Source organism: Tardiphaga sp. 172_B4_N1_3, assembly GCF_052076035.1.
In the GTDB taxonomy this organism is placed as follows: Bacteria; Pseudomonadota; Alphaproteobacteria; order Rhizobiales; family Xanthobacteraceae; genus Tardiphaga; species Tardiphaga robiniae.
This window is the reverse complement of sequence record NZ_CP197238.1, coordinates 2,773,348-2,792,169: the sequence shown is the minus strand read 5'-3', so window position 1 is coordinate 2,792,169 and position 18,822 is coordinate 2,773,348. Positions and strand designations below refer to the sequence as shown.

Here is an 18,822-nt window from a genome sequence, read left to right as displayed (position 1 = left end):
ATAGCACGCAGAGGTCGCAGGGCTCGGTCGTAAGCGACCTGAAGCAGACTTTCCAAGTCTATGATGGCCACGCCTATTCGGCGCGTGGTTCTGAAGTGCTCGACGGTTGGCTACCAGCGTGTCTCTCGGCAGTTGGAGAAGCTGCATGATGAACCGAAGGCAGGTACTCGTGGATTTGGCGCTCCAGGGCGGAGGCTCCCATGGCGCATTCACGTGGGGTGTCCTCGATCGGCTGCTTGAGGAGCCGTGGTTGCAAATTGCCGGCATATCCGGAACGTCGGCAGGAGCGATGAATGCTGCCGTTCTGGCGGACGGTTGGACTGCCGGCGGTGCCGACGGAGCACGCGAGGCTCTGGACAAATACTGGCGACGCGTTTCGCGGGCGGCGGCCTTCAGTCCGTTTCAACGCTCCCCCCTCGACCGCCTCATGGGACGCTGGTCGCTCGACACTTCTCCGGCCTATCTCTTCGCCGATCTGATGTCGCGAGTCCTGTCGCCTTATGATCTCAATCCACTCGGTTACAATCCGTTGCGCGAGATACTGGCCGAGAGCATTGATTTCGAGCGTCTCGCCGGTGCGCCGATCAAACTCTTCATAACAGCCACGCGGGTACGGACAGGTCGCGGGCGAATTTTCCGTAACGCCGAGATCACCGCGGATGTCCTGCTTGCGTCGGCGTGCCTGCCAACGATGTTCCGCGCGATCGAGATTGAAGGCGAAGCCTATTGGGACGGGGGCTACGCGGGCAACCCCACGATCACGCCGCTTGTTCGCGAGACAGATGCGCAGGACACTATCGTCGTGCAGATCAATCCGACCGAGCGACTGGAGGAGCCGCGCACGGCTGCGGACATTCTCAATCGTCTCAATGAAATTTCATTCAACTCGCCGCTGGCAAAGGAGCTGCGGATGATTGCGCTGCTTCGTCAGGTGGCGGATCCCGGCACCGGGGAGGGCGCCCGCTGGGCTCAAATGAAGACGCACCGGATCAAGAGCGATCTGCTCGCGACTTTCGCTGCGTCATCCAAGCTCAACGCCGAATGGGCCTTCCTATCCAAGCTGCGCGACGAGGGGCGGCAAGCGGCCGGTGACTTTCTCGACGCGCATGGCGCCGATCTTGGCGAGCGTTCGACGGCCGATCTCGACATCCTGTTGGCGGAGTGCTGACGTCATGGGGCTTCTCGGCATTCTCGTCGGGCTTGGTCTTCTCATCTGGCTGGCTTTCCGGGGGTGGAGTGTTCTGCTGCTTGCTCCGCTCTCCGCACTGGTTGCGTCGGCTTTTGGCAGAGAGCCATTGCTTGCCAATTGGACGCAGATCTTCATGGGCAGCGCAGCCCAGTTTCTCGCTCAGTTCTTTCCCATCTTTCTGCTCGGCGCCGTATTCGGGAAACTGATGGACGACAGCGGCGCGGTCACTGCGGTCGCGAACTTCATCACCCGCCGCCTTGGCGAGCGCCGGGTCATCCTCGCCGTGGTGCTCTCGGGGGCATTGGTCACCTATGGTGGCGTCAGCCTTTTTGTCGCATTTTTTGTGATCGTTCCGATGGCCCAGTCGCTGTTTCGCGCGGCGGGGATTCCGCGCCGCCTCGTGCCCGCGACGGTCATTCTTGGAACGTCCACTTTCACCATGTCAGCCTTGCCGGGCACACCATCGATTCAGAATGCGATACCCATGCCCTTCTTTGGCACCACGCCCTTCGCGGCGCCGGGCCTCGGCATGATCGCGTCATTGATCATGCTGGGTATTGGACTGTGGTGGTTGCTTCGCGCCGAGAAGGCGGCACGACAAGCGAATGAGGGGTATGGCGAAGAATTGTCGATCGCGACCAGCGCCGCTGCCGATGACGAGCGCTTGCGCGGGCGTGCCACGACGGCGCGCGAATTCGACCCGGCCGAAATATCCCATGGGCATCGCAGCGAAGCGGAAGTGCCTGTCGTCAATGCCGTTCTTCCCCTGGTTGTCGTTGTCGTCGTCAATCTCGTGATGTCGCTCGTTGTCCTGCCCCGGCTTGATGTCTCCTTCCTGGCCGAGCAGCGCTGGGGCAGCACGTCTCTACCTGCCGTTGCCGGCGTGTGGTCCGTTGTCGTCGCGCTCGCAGGCGCGACCGCGACAGTCGTCATCTGCAACTGGACGCGATTGCCTGCACTGCGACAGACGATGGATGCCGGGGCCAACGCGTCCGTACTGCCAGCGCTGACTGTCGCGAGCCTCGTTGGCTTTGGCGCTGTCATCGCAGCGCTGCCTGCATTTGACATGGTGCGGGACTGGGCGCTGGGCATTAAGGGTGGGCCGCTGGTGTCGTTGGCCGTTTCCACGAACCTGCTCGCCGCGTTGACAGGTTCGGCATCCGGCGGACTCACAATCGCGCTGGATGCACTCGGTCAGACCTATATGGACGTTGCCACGCGGGAGGGGATCGATCCCGGGTTGCTGCACCGCGTAGCTGTGATCGGCTCCGGCACCCTGGACATTCTCCCTCACAATGGTGCGGTCGTCAGCCTGCTCGCGATCTGCGGCCTGACGCATCGCCAAAGTTATCTCGACATTGTGATGGTCGGCATCGTGAGCTCGGTTGTCGCTCTTGCCGCCGTGATTGCCATGGGCTCCGCACTGGGCTCATTTTGAACTCCGGCCCCAACCGCCGTTTTGTCCAGATTTCGCAGTCGACCACGTGCCGGGTGTGGCAGTGAGCCACCTTTGTCCGGCGCCGTTTCTCGGCTACGAATGAACTTTCGCCGTGCTCGCCGCGTCAACGAGACATCGGGCAAGCGAAGCGGCGGCGAATTGATACAATCGCAATCAAACGCCTGTACGATTCGCGATCGGAAGGCATTTGACCGAGGCACTGAATGGCAAATCGATTGGCGACGGCGCAACCCAACGTCGGGATGCGGCACTGGATATCTCCCGTCGTGGTGTTGGCAGCAATGATTGCGGTAGCCGGTCCGGCGGCCGGAGCCGCCGCAAAGCAGGCGCGTCCCGCCCGCGTCGTCGAGGCGACCGCCCCGCGCGAAGCAGGCGAGCCAATGATGGCGATCGTGTCGATCAAGAGCCAGCAGGTCACATTCTACGACGCCGATGGATGGATCACGCGCGCACCGGTCTCGACCGGGGTGTCCGGCCGCGAGACGCCGGCAGGCGTCTTTGCCGTTCTCGAGAAGAACAAGGACCATCGCTCCAACATGTATGACGATGCTGCCATGCCGAACATGCAGCGGATCACATGGAACGGCGTTGCATTGCATGGCGGGCCGCTGCCCGGCTATGCCGCATCGCATGGCTGCGTGCGGATGCCCTACGGCTTCGCGGACAGATTGTTCGACAAGACGCGGATCGGGATGCGGGTGATCATCTCGCCGAATGACGCGGCGCCCGTCGAGTTTTCCCATCCCGCGCTTCTGACGCCGAAGGCGGAAGCCATCGCCGCTGCTCCGGGCCGCGTCGAGGTGCTCGCCCGCGAGGCTGCTGAGGCGGCCGCGACCGCTGACGCGACGAAGAAAGTCGCAGCGACTTCGGCGCGCGAGACGAAGCCGCTGCCGGCAGCCCTGCGCAAGCTGCAATCGCTGAAGGCGCGGGCCGATGTCGAGCTTGCATCCGCCGACAAGGTAGTAGCTGCGGCAAAGACCGATGAGGCCAAGGCACGGGCCGAGGAATTGAAGCAGAAGGCTGCTGCCAGAGCCGCGGAACTCGGCGCGCAATTCGAAACCGCAAAGGCCGATACGGCGTCGAAGCTCGATGCCGCGGCCGCCGCAAAGGACGCCGCCAAGGCCGCGGAGACCAAAAAGGTCGCCACCGCCAAGGCAGCGAGCGATGCGAAACTCGCGCTTGAGCCGGTCTCGATCTATATCAGCCGCGAGACGCAGATGCTTTACGTTCGGCGCAATACGCACAAGCCGGCACCGGACGGCGGCGGCGAGGTGTTCGATTCAAGCATCGAAGTTCCCATCACCATCCGCGACCCCGGCAAGCCGATCGGCACGCATGTGTTTACGGCAATGGCGCGGAACGACGCAGGCCTGCGCTGGAGCGCCGTCACGATCGACGAAGGCGATAGCGCGAAGGCCGCCCTCGACCGCATCACCATTCCGCAGGAAGTGCTCGACCGGATCGGAGCGACCGCATTGCCACGCTCGTCGATCGTGATCTCCGACGAGCCGCTCAGCACCGAGACCAACTATCGCACCGAATTCGTCGCAGTGCTGAGTAATCAGCCCCAGGGTGGTTTCATTACGCGCAAGCCGACGCCACCTGCCGATCTCATGGCGAGCAGCGACGATGCGGATGGCGATGGCTTTGGCTCGTTCTTCCAGCGCTGGAATGCGGACCCCGCGCCCGTGCAGGCTCGCCGCAGGGTCGCGCCGTATCAGCGCCAGCCGCAAACCGGCTGGTGGTAGGTCGCGCCAGGCCATTGCTCGCCTGGGACGCTGAGCAGCCTGATCGCATCGACGCGCGCGGTGCCGTCAGCCAGTGCTCCTCTGGTAATACCGATGTCCACGATTGTGCGCTATGACGCGCGCGTGGTCTGTGCGCTTTTGGTCGTCTTGCGGGCAATCGCCATGAAAGCGCGCGCGGCCGCTGTCTGGTAGCGATGGGCATCCCACAGCAAGGCTCCGGAGCGGCGTATCCACGGAGGCCCGATCGGAATGATCGCGAGGTCCTTACGGGCGTTCAAGCTTCGGTCGGCAAGAACCGTCGGCAGACCTCCCGATTTGGCGAGTTCGATCAGGGCCTCGACCGAGTTCATCTCCACGCGAACATCGAGCTGTATATCGGGCGCTAGTGACTGGTCGAGAATGCGGCGGGTCGCAAAGGCGGGGGTCAAAAGTGCCAACGGACGTTGGGCGAGCGCCTGCAGCGTGATCGACTGTTGTCGTGATTGATTTTGCGACTTCGCAAGCACCAGGACGAGCCGCTCCTCGAACAACAGGTCGACGCCCAACTCCGCGTGCTGGGGCGGCGCGAAAGCAATCGCGAGATCGAGATCTCCGGACAGGATGCGTTGCTCGACATCGTTTGCGGAGCCGACCTCCACGCTGAGCCGAACCTCAGGATATTTCTCGCCGAAGCTGCCGATGATCTTCGGCAGGAATGTCGTGCTGTAGGTGTAGATGACGCCGACACGCAGCGTGCCGGCCATGCCGCCCTCCAGCTCGGCGATTGCCGTGCGCGCCGCTTCGGTCTGAACCATCAGACGTTGTGCATGCTCGCGCAGTGCATGTCCTGTCTCGGTCAGTTGCATGCCCTGGGGCGTCCGGTTGAACAGAACGGTGCCGAGGTCCTGCTCGAGGGCCCGTATCTGCTGCGACAGCGTTGGCTGGGCGACGCCGAGGGCTTCCGCAGCCTTCGCCATGCGCTTGTGGGTCGCGATTGCCAGAAAATAGCCGAGACGTCTGGGATCCATAGCCGATTACAATCTTCTATCGCATCTATAGTTTTGACTGTGTTGGCCTATCACGCGTCCCGTGCCAGTGTTTGTCAATATCGGACCTGGCCGGCACGCTTTTGTGCGGCCTTCGAAACATAAGAACCGACTGGGAGGCTCTTTCATGCTGTCACGACGCACCTTACTTGCCCGGGCGACCCACGCCGCGGTGGCGGCTTGCTGTATCGCCCTGGGCGCAAACCGTGCGACGGCGCAGGACTATCCGACCAAGCCGGTCCAGTTGATCGTTCCCTTCGCCGCCGGCGGTGCCGCCGACATCATCGGCCGCACGATTGCGGAAAAGCTGAGCCAGACCTGGGGCCAGCAAGTCGTCGTCGAAAACAGGGGCGGGGCCGGATCGAATATCGGAATCAATGCTGCCGCCAAGAGTGCCCCCGATGGCTATACGCTGGTGCTCGCGTCGATCGCCGTGGCCGTCAATCCGTGGCTTTTCAAGTCGATGCCGTACGATCCTATGAAGGATCTGACACCGCTGACGCTGGCGCTCGAGACGCCGAATGTGGTGCTTGTGCCGCCGTCGTCGCCGATCAAGAACGTCAAGGATCTGATCGCCTTCGCGAAAGAAAAAGCGGCATCGGGCGGCGCCACCTATGGCTCTGCCGGCGTCGGTTCCTCTCTGCATCTGGCGGCGGAAGTGTTCCGGCAGCAGGCCAAGGTCGAGATGACCCACGTTCCCTATCGTGGCTCGTCGCCGGCCCTGACAGATCTGATGGCCGGCCGGATCGACCTGATGTTCGACAACGCCTCGACGGCGCTTCCGCAGGTGCAGGGCGGCAGCCTCCGCGCCATTGCCGTCACCACGAGGGAGCGCATCGCCGCACTGCCTGACGTGCCGACGATCAGCGAATCCGGGCTGCCGGGCTTCGAGCTCGCCAACTGGTGGGCCATTTTTGGTCCGGGCCAGATGCCGCCGGCGCTGGCGGAGCGCATCAGCGGCGATATCCGCAAGGTTCTGGCGGATCCGGATGTGCAGAAGCGTTTCGCCGATGTCAGCGGGCGCGTCATCGCGTCGTCGCCCCAGGAACTTGCTGCGCATCTGGCGCAGGAAAGCGCCAAGTGGAAGCAGATTGTCGAGACGGCAGGCATTCGCGGCAGCCAGTGACGACAGACGCCTGACACATACGGCGATCAATCACTGACGAATATCAAGCAAGAGACGCGCGCTCAGGATGAGAGCGCTGATGGAGAATGATGTGAAGAAGCTACTTTCAGGCCTGACGGCATCCGTCATGCTCGTCGCCACCTCGGTTGCCATGGCGCAGAACACCGGGCCGCTGAAGCTGGGGGCCGTCCTCGATATGTCCGGCCTGTTTGCCGACATTACCGGGCCCGGCAGCGAGACTGCAGCCAAGATGGCCGTTGAGGATTTCGGCGGCGAGGTTCTCGGGCGCAAGGTCCAGATCGTGGTCGCCGACCATCTCAACAAGCCCGACCTGGCTGCGAACTTCACCCGTGAGATGTTCGACAACCAGGGTGTCGAGGCCATCGTCGATGTGGCTGGCTCCGCCACGGCGCTGGCTGCGGCGGAAATGGCCAGGACGCGCGGCAAGATCATCATGTTCAATGGTCCGGGCGCGGTCAGGCTGACCAACGAGGCGTGCGGTCCCTACATCGTCCACTACACCTATGACACCTACGCACTGGCCAGCGTCACCGGTCTCGCCACGGTGAAGCGCGGCCTCAATAGCTGGTTCTTCCTCACGGCCGACTACGCGTTCGGCCAGGAACTGGAGCGCGACACCTCGAACGTCGTCACCAAGGCAGGCGGCAAGGTTGTCGGCAGCGTGAAGCACCCGATCAACACCTCGGATTTTTCGTCGTTCTTGCTCCAGGCGCAGAGCACCAAGGCCAGCGTGATCGGTCTCGCCAATGCGGGCGGCGATACCATCAATGCGATCAAACAGGCCGCCGAGTTCGGCCTGACCCAGTCCGGGCAGAAGCTGTCGCCCTTGCTGGCCTTCATTTCCGACATCGACAGCGTCGGGCTTGAGACCGCGCAGGGCCTGTTGCTGGCCGAGGCGTTCTATTGGGATCTCAACGACGAAACGCGCGCATTCGCGAAGCGTTTCATGGAGCGGACCAAGCGCGCGCCGACGTCGGCGCAGGCGGGTGTCTATTCCTCCGTCACGACCTACCTGAACGCGGTGAAGAAGGCAGGTACCACCGATTCAGCGGCCGTGATGAAGGTCATGAAGGACACGCCGATCAACGACATGTTCGCGAAGAATGGCCGGATCCGCGAGGACGGCCGCATGGTGCACGACATGTACCTGTTCGAAGTGAAGAAGCCGTCGGAATCGAAGGCACGCTGGGACGACTACAAGCTGCTGGCGACTGTCTCCGGCGACGACGCGTTCCAGCCGCTGTCGGCGTCACGCTGCCCGCTCATCAAGAAGTAGCGCAGCGGCAGATGGCAAAGCGACGGGTCGCCGGGAAGGTAGCGGCGATCCGTTCAAGGCCCCATCCATGGACAACAGGAAGATGCCCCTCATGAGCACCAGCGTGGCAGTCCGCGTCGACGGGGTCGAGACCATCCTGGTCGATGTGCCGACAATCCGCCCCCATCGATTGTCGATGCATACGATGAACAGCCAGACCCTGGTTCTGGTCATCATCCGCTGCTCCGACGGAACGGTCGGCATCGGCGAGGGCACGACCATCGGCGGCCTCAGCTACGGCGAGGAGAGTCCCGAGGGCATCAAGCTGACCGTGGATACCTATATCGCTCCGGCCATCATCGGCATGGATGCGTCACGCGTCGCTGCGCTCATGGCCGACGTGAAGCGACGGGTGAAGGGCAACCGCTTCGCCAAATGCGCGGTGGAGACGGCGCTGCTGGACGCGCTTGGCAAGCGCCTGGACCTGCCGGTGTCGGAGCTGCTTGGCGGGCGTCAGCACGACACCTTGCCGGTCGCCTGGACATTGGCCAGCGGCGACACCACACGCGACATCGAGGAAGCCGAGCGGATGCTCGATGCGCGCCGCCACAATATCTTCAAGCTCAAGATCGGCCTGCGGTCCGTGGACGATGACGTGGCGCATGTGGCGGCCATCAAGCGTGCCCTCGGAGATCGCGCCAGCGTGCGGGTCGACGTGAACCAGGCCTGGAGTGAGCCCGAGGCACGGCGTGGCATTCCCGCCTTGGAGGCGGCCGGCGTGGACCTCATCGAGCAGCCTCTGTCGCGTGACAATCGCGGGGCACAGGCCCGGCTCAGCGGTCGCTTCGCCGTGCCCATCATGGCCGATGAGGCGCTGCACGGCACGACGGATGCCTTCGACATCGCGGCGCGCGGCGCCGCGGACGTGTTCGCCCTGAAGATCAATCAGGCCGGTGGTCTGTACGATGCGGTGAAGATGGCTGCGATCGGGGATGCTGCAGGCATCGGCCTGTATGGCGGCACCATGCTGGAAGGCGGTGTCGGCACCGCGGCATCGGCCCAGGTGTTCTCCGTGCTGCCAAAACTGGCGTGGGGCACCGAACTGTTCGGCCCACTGCTTCTGACCGAGGAGATTCTCGCGACGCCCCTGCGTTACGGCGACTTCGTGTTGCAGGTGCCGACGGCGCCCGGCATCGGGGTCGAACTGGACATGGACCGCGTCGCATTCTTCCGCCGCGATGGTTACGCGCCGCGCATTCAACCGGCCGGCACAACCACAGGAGTTTGATAGATGCTTTTTCAGGTGGAAATGGACGTGCAGATCCCGCCGGGTCTCGCCCCCGAGGTGGTCGAGCAACTGAAAAAGACCGAGCGTGAACGCGCGCAGGAGCTGCAAAAGACGGGCGAGTGGCGCCATCTCTGGCGGGTCGCCGGACGTTACGCCAATGTCAGTATTTTCGATGTGGCGAGCAATGAGGCGCTGCACGACATTCTGTCGACATTGCCGCTCTTCCCCTTCATGCGCGTCAGCGTGACACCCTTGTGCCGGCATCCGTCGTCCGTTCGCTCGGACGACAGCTAAGCGCGAAGCCGGTCTCCGCCAGCGACAAATCCCAACATTGCGGCGATGGACGGCTCACACGGCTTCATCAGCACAATCTCGCAAGCGTATCGAACAGTGCGAGGTTGAGCCGTTTCAAGTCGTTGTCCACCGGCTCCGGCTGGGATGAGAATTTTGCGACGACCATTTCGGCGCGCGGATTCACATAGAGATATTGCCCGTGAATGCCGAGCGCGAAGAATGCGCCGCTCGCATCGCCCGTCTGGTACCATTTGTTGCGATAGCGGCCTTCAGGCAGCCATTCGACGAATTTGCCCGCGCGCCAGGCCTCGGCGGAGCCGTTCGTGATCGTATCCGACACCCAATCCTGTGCAACGATCCGGCAGCCGTTTGCCATGCCGCCCAGTCGCATCATCTCGCCGATGCGGGCGAGATCGCGCGGTGTCATGCAGAAACCACCGCCGGTCCGGGCGCTGCCGGTCGCATCGACCGTAATATAGGCATCCTGCCGCGCGCCGAGCGGCTGCCACAAACGCGCGGCGGCAAAGTCGGCGAAACGCTGGCCCGAGGCGCGCTCGATCACCAGACCCAGCACGTCGGAATTCGGCGAGCAGTAGTGGAAGGGGCCCCCGTGATCGCCGGGGCCCTTTTGCAGCGTAGCGAGGAAAGCGATCAGTGAGTCCGGAGTATCTCCGGGCTTGGAGGGTTCGAGCAGGCCGGCGCGACGATATCTGGCGAAATCACCGCGGGGATCCTGATAGGTTTCCTCGAAATCCAGGCTCACCCGCATGTCAAGAACATCGCGGATGCGTGCATCCGCAAAAGCGGAGGATTTCAGCTCGGGCACGTAATGCGAGATCGTCTCGTCGAAATCGATCAGCCCGTCGCTGTATAAAATTCCCGCGACGATCGATGTCACCGACTTGCTCGCGGAGAACAGAATGTGCCGCGATGGCGCAGTAAAATTCGGCGCATGGTAATCTGCAACGACACGGCCGGATTTCATCACGACGAGGGCGTCGGTTGAGGTCCTGCGCAGAACGTCTTCGATCGTCGCGGTTTCTCCATCGGTGGAAAAAGCCTGCTTGATGAGGTCTCCGGCGTCTACGGACGGATCCTCGATCAGTCCCGGCACCGCAGGGATGTGCGCCGTCGGAATGAGCTCGGACACGTGACGGAATGCCCAGACATTCCAGGGGGGCTGACGCCAGTTATCGAGACGAACGTCGCTTCGCGCAAAGCCATAGTCGGCTTCGAAGGCCGATGGCTGTCCCTTGCTCGTCATGACGCAATCTTCTCGCATTCGGTGGGCTGAACGGCGCCGCCGAGCCAGCAGCCGTTGAGATCGCCGTCGTCGAAGCTGAAGCGCACCTTGATCGCGGAGGGGCGATTCATGGCGCGTCCCTGGCGAATGGTGATCTGGCGCTCCGACGCATCCACGATCCGGTTCGCGAGGAGACCGAAGGACAAAGCGGAGGCCGCAATGCCTGTTGCCGCATCTTCCGGATAGCCCGACGAGCTCGGAAACTGCCGCGCATCGATGACCTGCGCCTGCTGGTCGGAAACCGCGTAGGGATAGAGACCGGTGGAGTCGATGCCATTGCACAGGCGCTCCATCCTCGAGAAGTCAGGCTTGAGACCATCAAGGATGGACACGCTCTTCAACGGAATGAGGGTCTTGACCCGGCTGGTGCGTGCATTCTGGATCGGGAACGGCGCGAGACCGTCGGAGCCGATCCCGAGGACGTCAAGAATGTCATCGACGCTTCGGGGCGTATCGGGAAGCGGCTCGATAACACCCGCAGGCTGCGAGACCTCGACCGAGATATCCTGTTCGTCTGATTGGCTGATCCGCGCATGGACGCGGCCGCTCTTCGTCAGGATCGTGATCCGATCGCGCTGCAGCCGGCCGATCCGTTGAAGCAGCCATGTCGCGCCGACGGTGGCGTGTCCGCACATGGACATCTCATGATTGGGCACCCAGAAGCGAAATTCGAAATCGCAGTCCGAGTCCGGAGGAGGCGGTAATACAAATCCGCTCTCGTGACCGTAGGTACGCGCGACCTGCTGCATCTCCGCATCACTCATGCCGGCTGCGTCGATCACAATCGGGGCGGGATTGCCGCCCTGCGGACCTGCCGCAAAGACACTGACAAATCGAACCTGCGGTTCGGGAGATGTCGTCATCATGTTTGCACCCTCTAGCAGCCTCGCGCGTTCGCAAGACGCCTCAGCCAACGCTGCACGGAATTCACCGGCATCAAGCTACGGAGGATGTTGCTGCGGCGCGCGTTCCGGCGGGCCCTAGATTTTGATCGGCCGGGCCATGCGCTTGCGCATCTGGGTCGGCGACTGGCCATCGGCCCGGCGCATCGCGTGGGCCAGCGCCGCACCGCTGTCGAAGCCGACGCGGAGCGCGATCTCGCCGATCGGGAGATCGGTTGCTTTCAGCAGCTCGCTTGCATTGTCGAGGCGGACACGTTGCTGGAATTCGCCGATCGACGCGCCGGTCCCCGCGCGGAACAGTCGGGTGATGTGACGCCGCGAAACGCCGAACCGTTCTTCCAGGGCGTCGAGCGGAACATCCCGGTCGGCATGAAGGGTGAGATAGTCCCTCAGCTCCGCGACCAATGTCATGCCGTGTTCGCGATGTGAGGCACTGGATACGGCATCGCCGGTCAAAGCCTCGGCGATGCACTGAACGAGCAGGGCGGAGGACAGTTCGTGTCGGACATGGGCATTGCCATAGGCATGCCTGCCATCCCCGACCAGCAGCGCCTGCAGGGCGCGCAGTCTGTCTGACCGGCGAAACAGCCGGGTCGTTGATGTCCTGCGGCGGAATTCGCTCAGCGAGCCGTTCTCTCTTTCGAGGCGCTTCAGGACCGAGCCGGTTGCGTAGATCGCGACATGGCTGTGTGCACCGATACCCGCGCGCGTCTCATGCGCCTGGTTCGGCGGAACGATCGCGAACCGGTCCTGCGACAGCCAGCTGCCTTCACGTCCAGCTTCGTGCTTCAGCTCGATCGTCCCGCGGCTCGGCAGGATGAACATCAGGCAGTCATGCCAGTGCCACGGCATGGCGTAATCGCCGCGACCGGCGACAGCCGCGTGCTCGTCGTCCGCGGCGATCAGGAGATCTGCGTTTGCCGGATGACGCAGCCGTTCGAATGAACTCAGCATGTTCGGGCCCACATGTGTTGTCGACGAACCTAGCAGGGGGCGCCCATACCCGCCAATCGACGCCCGGTTACTCCGCCGCGATGGCCGCGGGCTTCGGGCGCTTCTTCACGCGCTTGATGGTGCCCGAGAAGGTCAGCAGCGAACGTTCGCCGGCTTTCAGGATTCCCCGCAGGAAGATCAATGAGCCGCCGATCCGGGTCATTTCGCCGTGGCATTCGACCAGCTCGCCTTCGCGGGCGGCATCAAGGAATTCGCAGCCGAACGAGACGGTGATGCCGGGGCCCTGCAGCTCGCGGGAGGCCAGCGCGAACAGGCAATAATCGGCGAAGGTCATGAAGCAGCCGCCATGGACGTTTTTCATGCCGTTGAGGTGCTTTTTCTCGACCCGGAAGGCGCAGCGGACGGAGCCGTCGGCCTCGACCTTGTGCCAGAACGGGCCGGAGACCGATTCGAAAGAATCCCGCTTCCAGGTGGTCCAGCCCGCAAATTCCCCCTCCGTCGCGGTATAGGCGTCGGCATGGAACGGGATGGTGGCATCGGCGGGCACATTCACGGTCTGAACTCCTTGGATTGGCTGCGAAAAGTGTTAAATCCGATCCATCCGGCGGGCGCAATCCGGCGCCGGCGCAGGGCCTTATGCAGGCTGTTTTTCGAGCAGTTCGGGCGTTGCCCGGGCAAAGCTTGGGACATGCGGGGAACGGGCCGGAATAGGCCTTTTCCGCATGCTCCGATCTCCCTATGAAGAAGCCTTACAGAGCCAAGAGACCCCATGACCGAGCCAAAGATCACTCCCGAACTCGTCGCCAGCCACGGCCTCAAGCCCGACGAGTATGAGCGCATTCTCAAGCTGATCGGGCGCGAGCCGACTTTCACCGAGCTCGGCATCTTTTCGGCCATGTGGAACGAGCATTGCTCGTACAAATCCTCGCGTATCCATCTGAAGGGGCTGCCGACCAAGGCGCCTTGGGTGCTGCAGGGCCCGGGCGAGAATGCCGGCGTCATCGATATCGGCGACAATCAGGCCATCGTGTTCAAGATGGAGAGCCACAACCACCCGAGCTATATCGAGCCCTATCAGGGTGCGACCACGGGTGTCGGCGGCATCCTGCGCGACGTCTTCACCATGGGCGCGCGCCCGATCGCCTGTTTGAACGCGCTGTCGTTCGGCGCGCCGGAGCATCCGAAGACCCGCCACCTCGTATCGGGCGTCGTCGCCGGCGTCGGTGGCTATGGCAATTCCTTCGGTGTGCCCACCGTGGGCGGCCAGACGCGTTTCCACACCCGCTATGACGGCAATAACCTCGTCAACGCGATGGCCGTCGGTCTCGCCGATGCCGACAAGATCTTTCTCGCCGCGGCGTCCGGCGTGAACATGCCGATCGTCTATCTCGGCTCGAAAACGGGCCGCGACGGCATCCACGGCGCGTCGATGGCCTCGGCCGAGTTTGATGAGGATTCCGAGGAGAAGCGCCCGACCGTGCAGGTCGGCGATCCCTTCGCCGAAAAACTGCTGCTGGAAGCCTGTCTCGAAATCATGGCCGCCGATTGCGTCATCGCGATCCAGGATATGGGCGCGGCAGGTTTGACCTGTTCGGCGGTCGAGATGGGCGCCAAGGGCGACCTCGGCGTCGAACTCAATCTCGATGCGGTGCCGACCCGTGAAGAGGGCATGACCGCCTACGAGATGATGCTCTCGGAGAGCCAGGAGCGCATGCTCATGGTGCTGAAGCCCGAGAAGGAAAAGCAGGCCGAGGATATTTTCCGGAAGTGGGGACTCGACTTCGCCATTGTCGGCTACACCACGCCAACGCTGCGCTTCGTCGTGAAGCATGGCGGCAAGGTGATGGCCGATCTGCCGATCAAGGAACTTGGCGACGAAGCGCCGCTCTATGATCGTCCGCATGTGCCGTCGCCGGTACTACCGGTGATCCATGCGCGCGACATCGCCGCGCCGTCGTCGATCCCGGATGCACTGGAGAAGCTGATCGGCACGCCCGAACTGTGTTCGAAGCGCTGGGTGTGGGAGCAGTATGACCACGTCATTCTCGGCAACACCGTGCAGCGCCCCGGCGGCGATGCCGCGGTGGTGCGCATCGAGGACGGCCCCAAGGGTCTCGCGATGTCCGTCGATGTCACGCCGCGCTATTGCGAGGCCGATCCGGTCGAGGGCGGCAAGCAGGCCGTCGCCGAAGCCTGGCGCAACATCACCGCTGTCGGCGGCAAGCCGCTGGCAGTCACCGACAATCTCAACTTCGGCAATCCGGAGCGGCCGGAGATCATGGGCCAGCTCGTCGGCTGCCTGAAGGGCATCGCGGAAGCCTGCATCACGCTCGACTTCCCGATCGTGTCCGGCAACGTCTCGCTCTACAACGAGACCAACGGCCGCGGCATCTTGCCGACTCCATCTATCGGCGGCGTCGGCGTGCTGGATGATTTCACCAAGTCGGCGACGTTGGCCTTCAAGGCGCCGGGCGAAGCGATCCTGCTGATCGGCGAAACCAAGGGCTGGCTCGGCCAGTCGGTCTATCTGCGCGACATCTGCGGCAAGGAAGAGGGCGCTCCGCCGCCGGTCGACCTCGCCACCGAGAAGCGCAATGGCGACGTGGTCCGCGGCATGATCCATGCCGGCACCGCGACCGCCGTGCATGACATCGCCGATGGCGGCTTGCTGGTGGCACTCACCGAAATGGCGATGGCCTCCGGCATCGGCGTCAAGCTCGACGCCGCGCCGTCATCCACGGTGCCGCATGCCTGGTGGTTCGGCGAGGATCAGGCGCGCTACATCGTGACTGTCGCGGAAGATCAGTTGCTGACCGTGCTGTCGAAACTGAAGAATGTTGGCGTGCCCTGCGTGCAGATCGGCAAGACCGGCGGCCATGCGGTCGCGATTGCCGGTGAGCGTGCAGTGGATATCAAGGCGCTCGTGCATGCGCATGAAAGCTGGCTGCCGAACTATATGAGCGGCAAGGCGTCGTAACAGGCGCTGATCTTTTCCCTCCCCCGTGCGGGGAGGGTGGCCGGCCGAAGGCCGGACGGGTGGGGGTGCCACAAGCGACGGCGTTTGCGGAGACACCCCACCCCGGCCTATCGGCCGACCCTCCCCACTGCGCTTCGCTTGGGGGAGGGGAGGCCATGAGCGTTCGTGCAACCGTCTCAATAGCTCAGCGTCCGATCGACCAAATTCATCAGCAGCGTGCCGCTTTCCGCGCGTGCGATATTGTCGGCGATGTTTTCGGCGGCCGATGCAACACGCGTGGCTGCTGCGACGTGGGGCGAGACCGTGACGCCCGGATGCGACCAAAACGGATGGCCTGATGGCACTGGCTCGGTGCGGAAGACATCGAGCGTCGCCTGTGCCACGCGTCCGCTGTCGAGTGCCGCGATCAGCGCATCGTCGTCGATCAGCGTGCCGCGTCCGGCATTGATGATGAAGCTGCCCTTCGGCAGCAGCGCCAGTCTCTCCGCATTCAGGAGATCAATAGTCTCCGGCGTTTGAGGCAGGAGGCCGATGAGGATTTCCGCCGCGGCCAGCGCTTGCGGCAGGTTCTCCATCCCTGCGAGGCAGCGGACACCCGGCACCTCGCGCAGGCTCCGACTCCAGCCGGTGACGCGAAAGCCGAGTTGCACAAGTGCGCTCGCCGCAGCCGATCCCAATTCGCCGAGACCCAGCACTGTCACCGATCGGTCCGTGGCAAGGGGCGGGACATGCTGCTCCCATGTCAGCGGCTTCTGGCAGACATAGCGGTCCATCCCGAGATGCGCGCGCAGGGTGTGACCGACGACCCATTCGACCATGCCCTGCCGGAGGCCGTCATCGACCATGCGGCACAGCGGCTGCGTCAGCGTCGCGTTGCCGACGATCTTCTCGACACCGGCCCAAAGGCTCAATACGGCGCGCACATTGCTGAAAGGGGCGAAATCGGTGATGGGACCGCCGGTCGCGTGGATGATGTAGTCCACGTCATGATGCGCAATGTCACCCAGGAGACTGGCTCGCGCGTCGATGCTCCGGCGCCAAAGCGCATCCAGAATGGGTTCGCGATAGTCCTCGAACAGCGCCGGCGTGACGTTGAAAAGAAGATTGATCGCCTTGTCGCCGTTGCGCGCGCGCATGCTGGTCTCCTGCAGATCACTGTCAATGTTGGTTGTCGGAAAAGGGCGGCGTGAACGGATTACAAAATCCGTTTCACGCCTGGGATCGCCCGCAGCGCCCCTGTCGCTGCCCAGCTTGCCGCCAGCGTGCCCGCGAAGGCGATCAGTGCTTTCGAACCGGCATTGAGCGGCGCATTCAGCAGCGCATATTGCAGCCACAGCATCGGGATGTAGTGCAGCACGAAGATGCCATAGGCATCGCCGCGCAAGGGATCGAAGATGCTCTTCTCGCGTTGGCCGAAGCGCAGGAACAGCGCCAGCACCGCGAGGCAGATCAGCGTGCAGGCGACCGCGTAGATCACGCCATAGCTCGACTGCCACCAGAACGGCGGCGCGCCGGTGAGATTGGCGAGCTTCATGCGGCGAAAATTGACGAGAAAAGCGAGCGAGCCAAAGGAGGCCGCGGCGGCGATGGTCCACCACAGCCATTGCCGCGCCAGCGCGCCGGTGCGGGCCAGCAGGCCCTGATCGATATTGGCAGCGCCGATGCCCATGCCGGCGAAGAAGAACACGCCATAGATCGCCATGCGGCTGAACTGCACCTGCAGCGGACCCCAGCTGAACCAGCGGACAGCGCCGACCGTAAACAGGAACGGCACATAGGAGATCACGGCGACGACGGCGAGCACCGCGGCGAACAACCACGGTCGTTCGAAGGCACGGATCGACAGCCGGTTGATGCCGTCCACCAGTCGCGGCGCGAGCAGGAAGACCGGGATCGCGACGAGATCAAGAAACAATAGATACCAGATGAACCAGCCGGGGCCGGCGAACCATTGGCCCTGTTTGAAATTGTTGACGTAGAATTCGACAAAGCCGGTCTTGTGCGTCGACAGGCTGAACGACGCGTAATAGGCGATCGGCATCAGCACGAAGATCATCGCCAGGAAGGGCAGGCCGAGGCGCAGCGCGCGGTCGCGCAGGAAGTCGGCGATGCCCTTGCGCTTCAGGCTCGGCCACACGAACAGGCCCGACAGCATGAACATCAGACACATGAAGAAGGTGTCGTTGAACAGCGTCAGGATGTTGAAGCCGATCCAGCGCTGGCTGTCGACGATCGGCGCGGTCGACCACAGATAGTGGTTCGGGTAATAGCGCCCGAAGGCGGTGTAAGCGACCGCCGCGTGGTTCGCCAGCACGAGCAGCGTGACAAAGGTGCGGGCGCGATCGAGCGCAGCATTACGGTCTGACATGTGAACGGCGAGCCCCCTCGCTTCCGCGCGCAACAGGCGTCGCCGGGCGCATCAGTGATGCGCGCCGTCATGATAAATGTCGAAAGCCGCTTCGGCAATCAGCCGAGGATCACGCAGGCACTTCCTCGATTTTCACCTTGTCTGGATAAAATGCGAGATAATCCTTGATCTCGGCCATCGCCGGAAACGGCGTCTCATAGGTCCAGATCGCGTTGTCGAGAACCTTCTCGCTGGTCTTGATGCTGTAATAATTCGCGTCGCCCTTGTACGGGCAATGCGTCACACGGTCGGTGCGCGCTACCGCGTCCATATTGGCGTCCGCGCGGGGGATATACAGCACTGCGGGGTAGCTGGCCTCCTTGAGGCTCAGGGCATTGGTCGTGTCGGCGATCACGACGCCCCCGGCAGAAACACGGATGTGTTTGCCGGCGGGCGCAATGGTGATCGGGTGGTCCGGGCCGGGAAGCTTCATGGTTAAACCCTTGTGACGGTCATATTGCACTTCTTCAGATGTGCGATCCCCCTGGCCTTTAAAAGGGGCATGCGAGGGATTATCGTTAGAAAGCCGTGACGTCATGCGGCAGCCGCGATAGGCTCGCAATCCGAGGCGGCACCGACTGGCCGCGATTCGAACCTTTCTGGAGACCCGATTAATGCCGATGGACGCCCGCGATATCGAGACCATGATCAAGGCCGCGATTCCCGACGCGCAGGTGACGATCCGTGATCTGGCCGGTGACGGCGACCATTACGCGGCAACCGTGATTTCGGAATCCTTCCGCGGCAAATCCCGCGTCGCCCAGCACCAGATCGTCTATCAGTCGCTGAAAGGCCAGATGGGCGGCGTCCTGCACGCGCTGGCGCTGCAGACGGGCGTGCCGGAGGCGTAGTTTTCCCTCGCCCCGCTCTTGCG

At 63.2% G+C, this 18,822-nt stretch carries 17 protein-coding genes; 9 read left to right on the top strand and 8 right to left on the bottom strand.

Going from position 1 to position 18,822, the window contains the following annotated elements; translation table 11 throughout:
* Window positions 1-148: 148 nt before the first annotated feature.
* From AB7783_RS13350 to AB7783_RS13340, 3 genes are all read left to right on the top strand, one after another.
* Complete coding sequence (locus AB7783_RS13350) at window positions 149-1,168, top strand: patatin-like phospholipase family protein (RefSeq protein ID WP_441279693.1); 1,020 nt, start codon at window positions 149-151, stop codon at window positions 1,166-1,168.
* A gap of 4 nt (window positions 1,169-1,172) precedes the next feature.
* Window positions 1,173-2,627 carry a GntP family permease gene (locus AB7783_RS13345; protein WP_441277887.1) on the top strand — a complete coding sequence of 485 codons (1,455 nt, stop codon included), beginning with the start codon at window positions 1,173-1,175 and terminating at the stop codon, window positions 2,625-2,627.
* 224 nt (window positions 2,628-2,851) lie between these two features.
* Window positions 2,852-4,396 carry a L,D-transpeptidase gene (locus tag AB7783_RS13340; protein ID WP_441277886.1) on the top strand — a complete coding sequence of 515 codons (1,545 nt, stop codon included), beginning with the start codon at window positions 2,852-2,854 and terminating at the stop codon, window positions 4,394-4,396.
* Between the two features lie 110 nt (window positions 4,397-4,506).
* On the opposite strand, the gene AB7783_RS13335 is transcribed toward AB7783_RS13340, so the two are convergent.
* Window positions 4,507-5,403 carry a LysR substrate-binding domain-containing protein gene (locus AB7783_RS13335; RefSeq protein WP_320444895.1) on the bottom strand — a complete coding sequence of 299 codons (897 nt, stop codon included), beginning with the start codon at window positions 5,401-5,403 and terminating at the stop codon, window positions 4,507-4,509.
* 145 nt (window positions 5,404-5,548) lie between these two features.
* Here AB7783_RS13335 and AB7783_RS13330 point away from each other — a divergent pair, with 145 nt between their 5' ends.
* The 4 genes from AB7783_RS13330 to catC all read left to right on the top strand — a co-directional run bounded on the left by AB7783_RS13330 (window position 5,549) and on the right by catC (window position 9,405).
* Window positions 5,549-6,547, top strand: a complete 999-nt coding sequence (locus AB7783_RS13330) for a Bug family tripartite tricarboxylate transporter substrate binding protein (RefSeq protein WP_441277885.1) — start codon at window positions 5,549-5,551, stop codon at window positions 6,545-6,547.
* 91 nt (window positions 6,548-6,638) lie between these two features.
* Complete coding sequence (locus tag AB7783_RS13325; RefSeq protein WP_441277884.1) at window positions 6,639-7,844, top strand: ABC transporter substrate-binding protein; 1,206 nt, start codon at window positions 6,639-6,641, stop codon at window positions 7,842-7,844.
* Window positions 7,845-7,935: 91 nt separating this feature from the next.
* Window positions 7,936-9,111 (top strand): muconate/chloromuconate family cycloisomerase, encoded by a 1,176-nt coding sequence (locus AB7783_RS13320; RefSeq protein ID WP_441277883.1) that lies wholly within the window; start codon window positions 7,936-7,938, stop codon window positions 9,109-9,111.
* Window positions 9,112-9,114: 3 nt separating this feature from the next.
* Window positions 9,115-9,405, top strand: a complete 291-nt coding sequence (catC, locus tag AB7783_RS13315) for a muconolactone Delta-isomerase (protein ID WP_093756482.1) — start codon at window positions 9,115-9,117, stop codon at window positions 9,403-9,405.
* 67 nt (window positions 9,406-9,472) lie between these two features.
* On the opposite strand, the gene AB7783_RS13310 is transcribed toward catC, so the two are convergent.
* The 4 genes from AB7783_RS13310 to AB7783_RS13295 all read right to left on the bottom strand — a co-directional run bounded on the left by AB7783_RS13310 (window position 9,473) and on the right by AB7783_RS13295 (window position 13,111).
* Window positions 9,473-10,669 carry a serine hydrolase domain-containing protein gene (locus tag AB7783_RS13310; RefSeq protein WP_441277882.1) on the bottom strand — a complete coding sequence of 399 codons (1,197 nt, stop codon included), beginning with the start codon at window positions 10,667-10,669 and terminating at the stop codon, window positions 9,473-9,475.
* Window positions 10,666-11,574 carry a PhzF family phenazine biosynthesis protein gene (locus AB7783_RS13305; RefSeq protein WP_441277881.1) on the bottom strand — a complete coding sequence of 303 codons (909 nt, stop codon included), beginning with the start codon at window positions 11,572-11,574 and terminating at the stop codon, window positions 10,666-10,668. The genes AB7783_RS13310 and AB7783_RS13305 overlap by 4 nt, the downstream gene beginning before the upstream one ends.
* 114 nt (window positions 11,575-11,688) lie before the next feature.
* Window positions 11,689-12,435: a helix-turn-helix domain-containing protein gene (locus AB7783_RS13300; protein WP_441277880.1), complete on the bottom strand. Its 747-nt coding sequence runs from the start codon at window positions 12,433-12,435 to the stop codon at window positions 11,689-11,691.
* Window positions 12,436-12,631: 196 nt separating this feature from the next.
* Complete coding sequence (locus tag AB7783_RS13295) at window positions 12,632-13,111, bottom strand: PaaI family thioesterase (RefSeq protein WP_371419948.1); 480 nt, start codon at window positions 13,109-13,111, stop codon at window positions 12,632-12,634.
* A gap of 222 nt (window positions 13,112-13,333) precedes the next feature.
* Here AB7783_RS13295 and purL point away from each other — a divergent pair, with 222 nt between their 5' ends.
* Entirely contained in the window at window positions 13,334-15,541 is a 2,208-nt protein-coding gene (purL, locus tag AB7783_RS13290; RefSeq protein ID WP_441277879.1) for a phosphoribosylformylglycinamidine synthase subunit PurL, read from the top strand.
* A gap of 176 nt (window positions 15,542-15,717) precedes the next feature.
* Here purL and AB7783_RS13285 read toward each other — a convergent pair whose 3' ends face one another.
* The 3 genes from AB7783_RS13285 to AB7783_RS13275 all read right to left on the bottom strand — a co-directional run bounded on the left by AB7783_RS13285 (window position 15,718) and on the right by AB7783_RS13275 (window position 18,381).
* Window positions 15,718-16,677 carry a 2-hydroxyacid dehydrogenase gene (locus AB7783_RS13285; RefSeq protein ID WP_441277878.1) on the bottom strand — a complete coding sequence of 320 codons (960 nt, stop codon included), beginning with the start codon at window positions 16,675-16,677 and terminating at the stop codon, window positions 15,718-15,720.
* Window positions 16,678-16,736: 59 nt separating this feature from the next.
* Window positions 16,737-17,909, bottom strand: a complete 1,173-nt coding sequence (locus AB7783_RS13280) for an acyltransferase family protein (protein WP_441277877.1) — start codon at window positions 17,907-17,909, stop codon at window positions 16,737-16,739.
* 109 nt (window positions 17,910-18,018) lie between these two features.
* On the bottom strand, window positions 18,019-18,381 hold the full coding sequence (locus AB7783_RS13275) for a DUF427 domain-containing protein (protein WP_441277876.1): 363 nt from the start codon (window positions 18,379-18,381) through the stop codon (window positions 18,019-18,021).
* A 181-nt stretch (window positions 18,382-18,562) separates the two neighbouring features.
* Here AB7783_RS13275 and AB7783_RS13270 point away from each other — a divergent pair, with 181 nt between their 5' ends.
* Window positions 18,563-18,799, top strand: coding sequence for a BolA family protein (locus AB7783_RS13270; protein WP_068735968.1), 237 nt, complete (start codon window positions 18,563-18,565; stop codon window positions 18,797-18,799).
* Window positions 18,800-18,822: the final 23 nt, after the last annotated feature.

Excerpts from the sequence above, each read along its gene's own strand:
- AB7783_RS13350 (WP_441279693.1), top strand. The coding sequence starts at position 149 with ATGAACCGAAGGCAGGTACTCGTGGATTTGGCGCTCCAGGGCGGAGGC.
- AB7783_RS13345 (WP_441277887.1), top strand. The coding sequence starts at position 1,173 with ATGGGGCTTCTCGGCATTCTCGTCGGGCTTGGTCTTCTCATCTGGCTG.
- AB7783_RS13340 (WP_441277886.1), top strand. The coding sequence starts at position 2,852 with ATGGCAAATCGATTGGCGACGGCGCAACCCAACGTCGGGATGCGGCAC.
- AB7783_RS13335 (WP_320444895.1), bottom strand. The coding sequence starts at position 5,403 with ATGGATCCCAGACGTCTCGGCTATTTTCTGGCAATCGCGACCCACAAG.
- AB7783_RS13330 (WP_441277885.1), top strand. The coding sequence starts at position 5,549 with ATGCTGTCACGACGCACCTTACTTGCCCGGGCGACCCACGCCGCGGTG.
- AB7783_RS13320 (WP_441277883.1), top strand. The coding sequence starts at position 7,936 with ATGAGCACCAGCGTGGCAGTCCGCGTCGACGGGGTCGAGACCATCCTG.
- catC (WP_093756482.1), top strand. The coding sequence starts at position 9,115 with ATGCTTTTTCAGGTGGAAATGGACGTGCAGATCCCGCCGGGTCTCGCC.
- AB7783_RS13310 (WP_441277882.1), bottom strand. The coding sequence starts at position 10,669 with ATGACGAGCAAGGGACAGCCATCGGCCTTCGAAGCCGACTATGGCTTT.
- AB7783_RS13305 (WP_441277881.1), bottom strand. The coding sequence starts at position 11,574 with ATGATGACGACATCTCCCGAACCGCAGGTTCGATTTGTCAGTGTCTTT.
- AB7783_RS13300 (WP_441277880.1), bottom strand. The coding sequence starts at position 12,435 with ATGTTCATCCTGCCGAGCCGCGGGACGATCGAGCTGAAGCACGAAGCT.
- purL (WP_441277879.1), top strand. The coding sequence starts at position 13,334 with ATGACCGAGCCAAAGATCACTCCCGAACTCGTCGCCAGCCACGGCCTC.
- AB7783_RS13285 (WP_441277878.1), bottom strand. The coding sequence starts at position 16,677 with ATGCGCGCGCGCAACGGCGACAAGGCGATCAATCTTCTTTTCAACGTC.
- AB7783_RS13280 (WP_441277877.1), bottom strand. The coding sequence starts at position 17,909 with ATGTCAGACCGTAATGCTGCGCTCGATCGCGCCCGCACCTTTGTCACG.
- AB7783_RS13275 (WP_441277876.1), bottom strand. The coding sequence starts at position 18,381 with ATGAAGCTTCCCGGCCCGGACCACCCGATCACCATTGCGCCCGCCGGC.
- AB7783_RS13270 (WP_068735968.1), top strand. The coding sequence starts at position 18,563 with ATGCCGATGGACGCCCGCGATATCGAGACCATGATCAAGGCCGCGATT.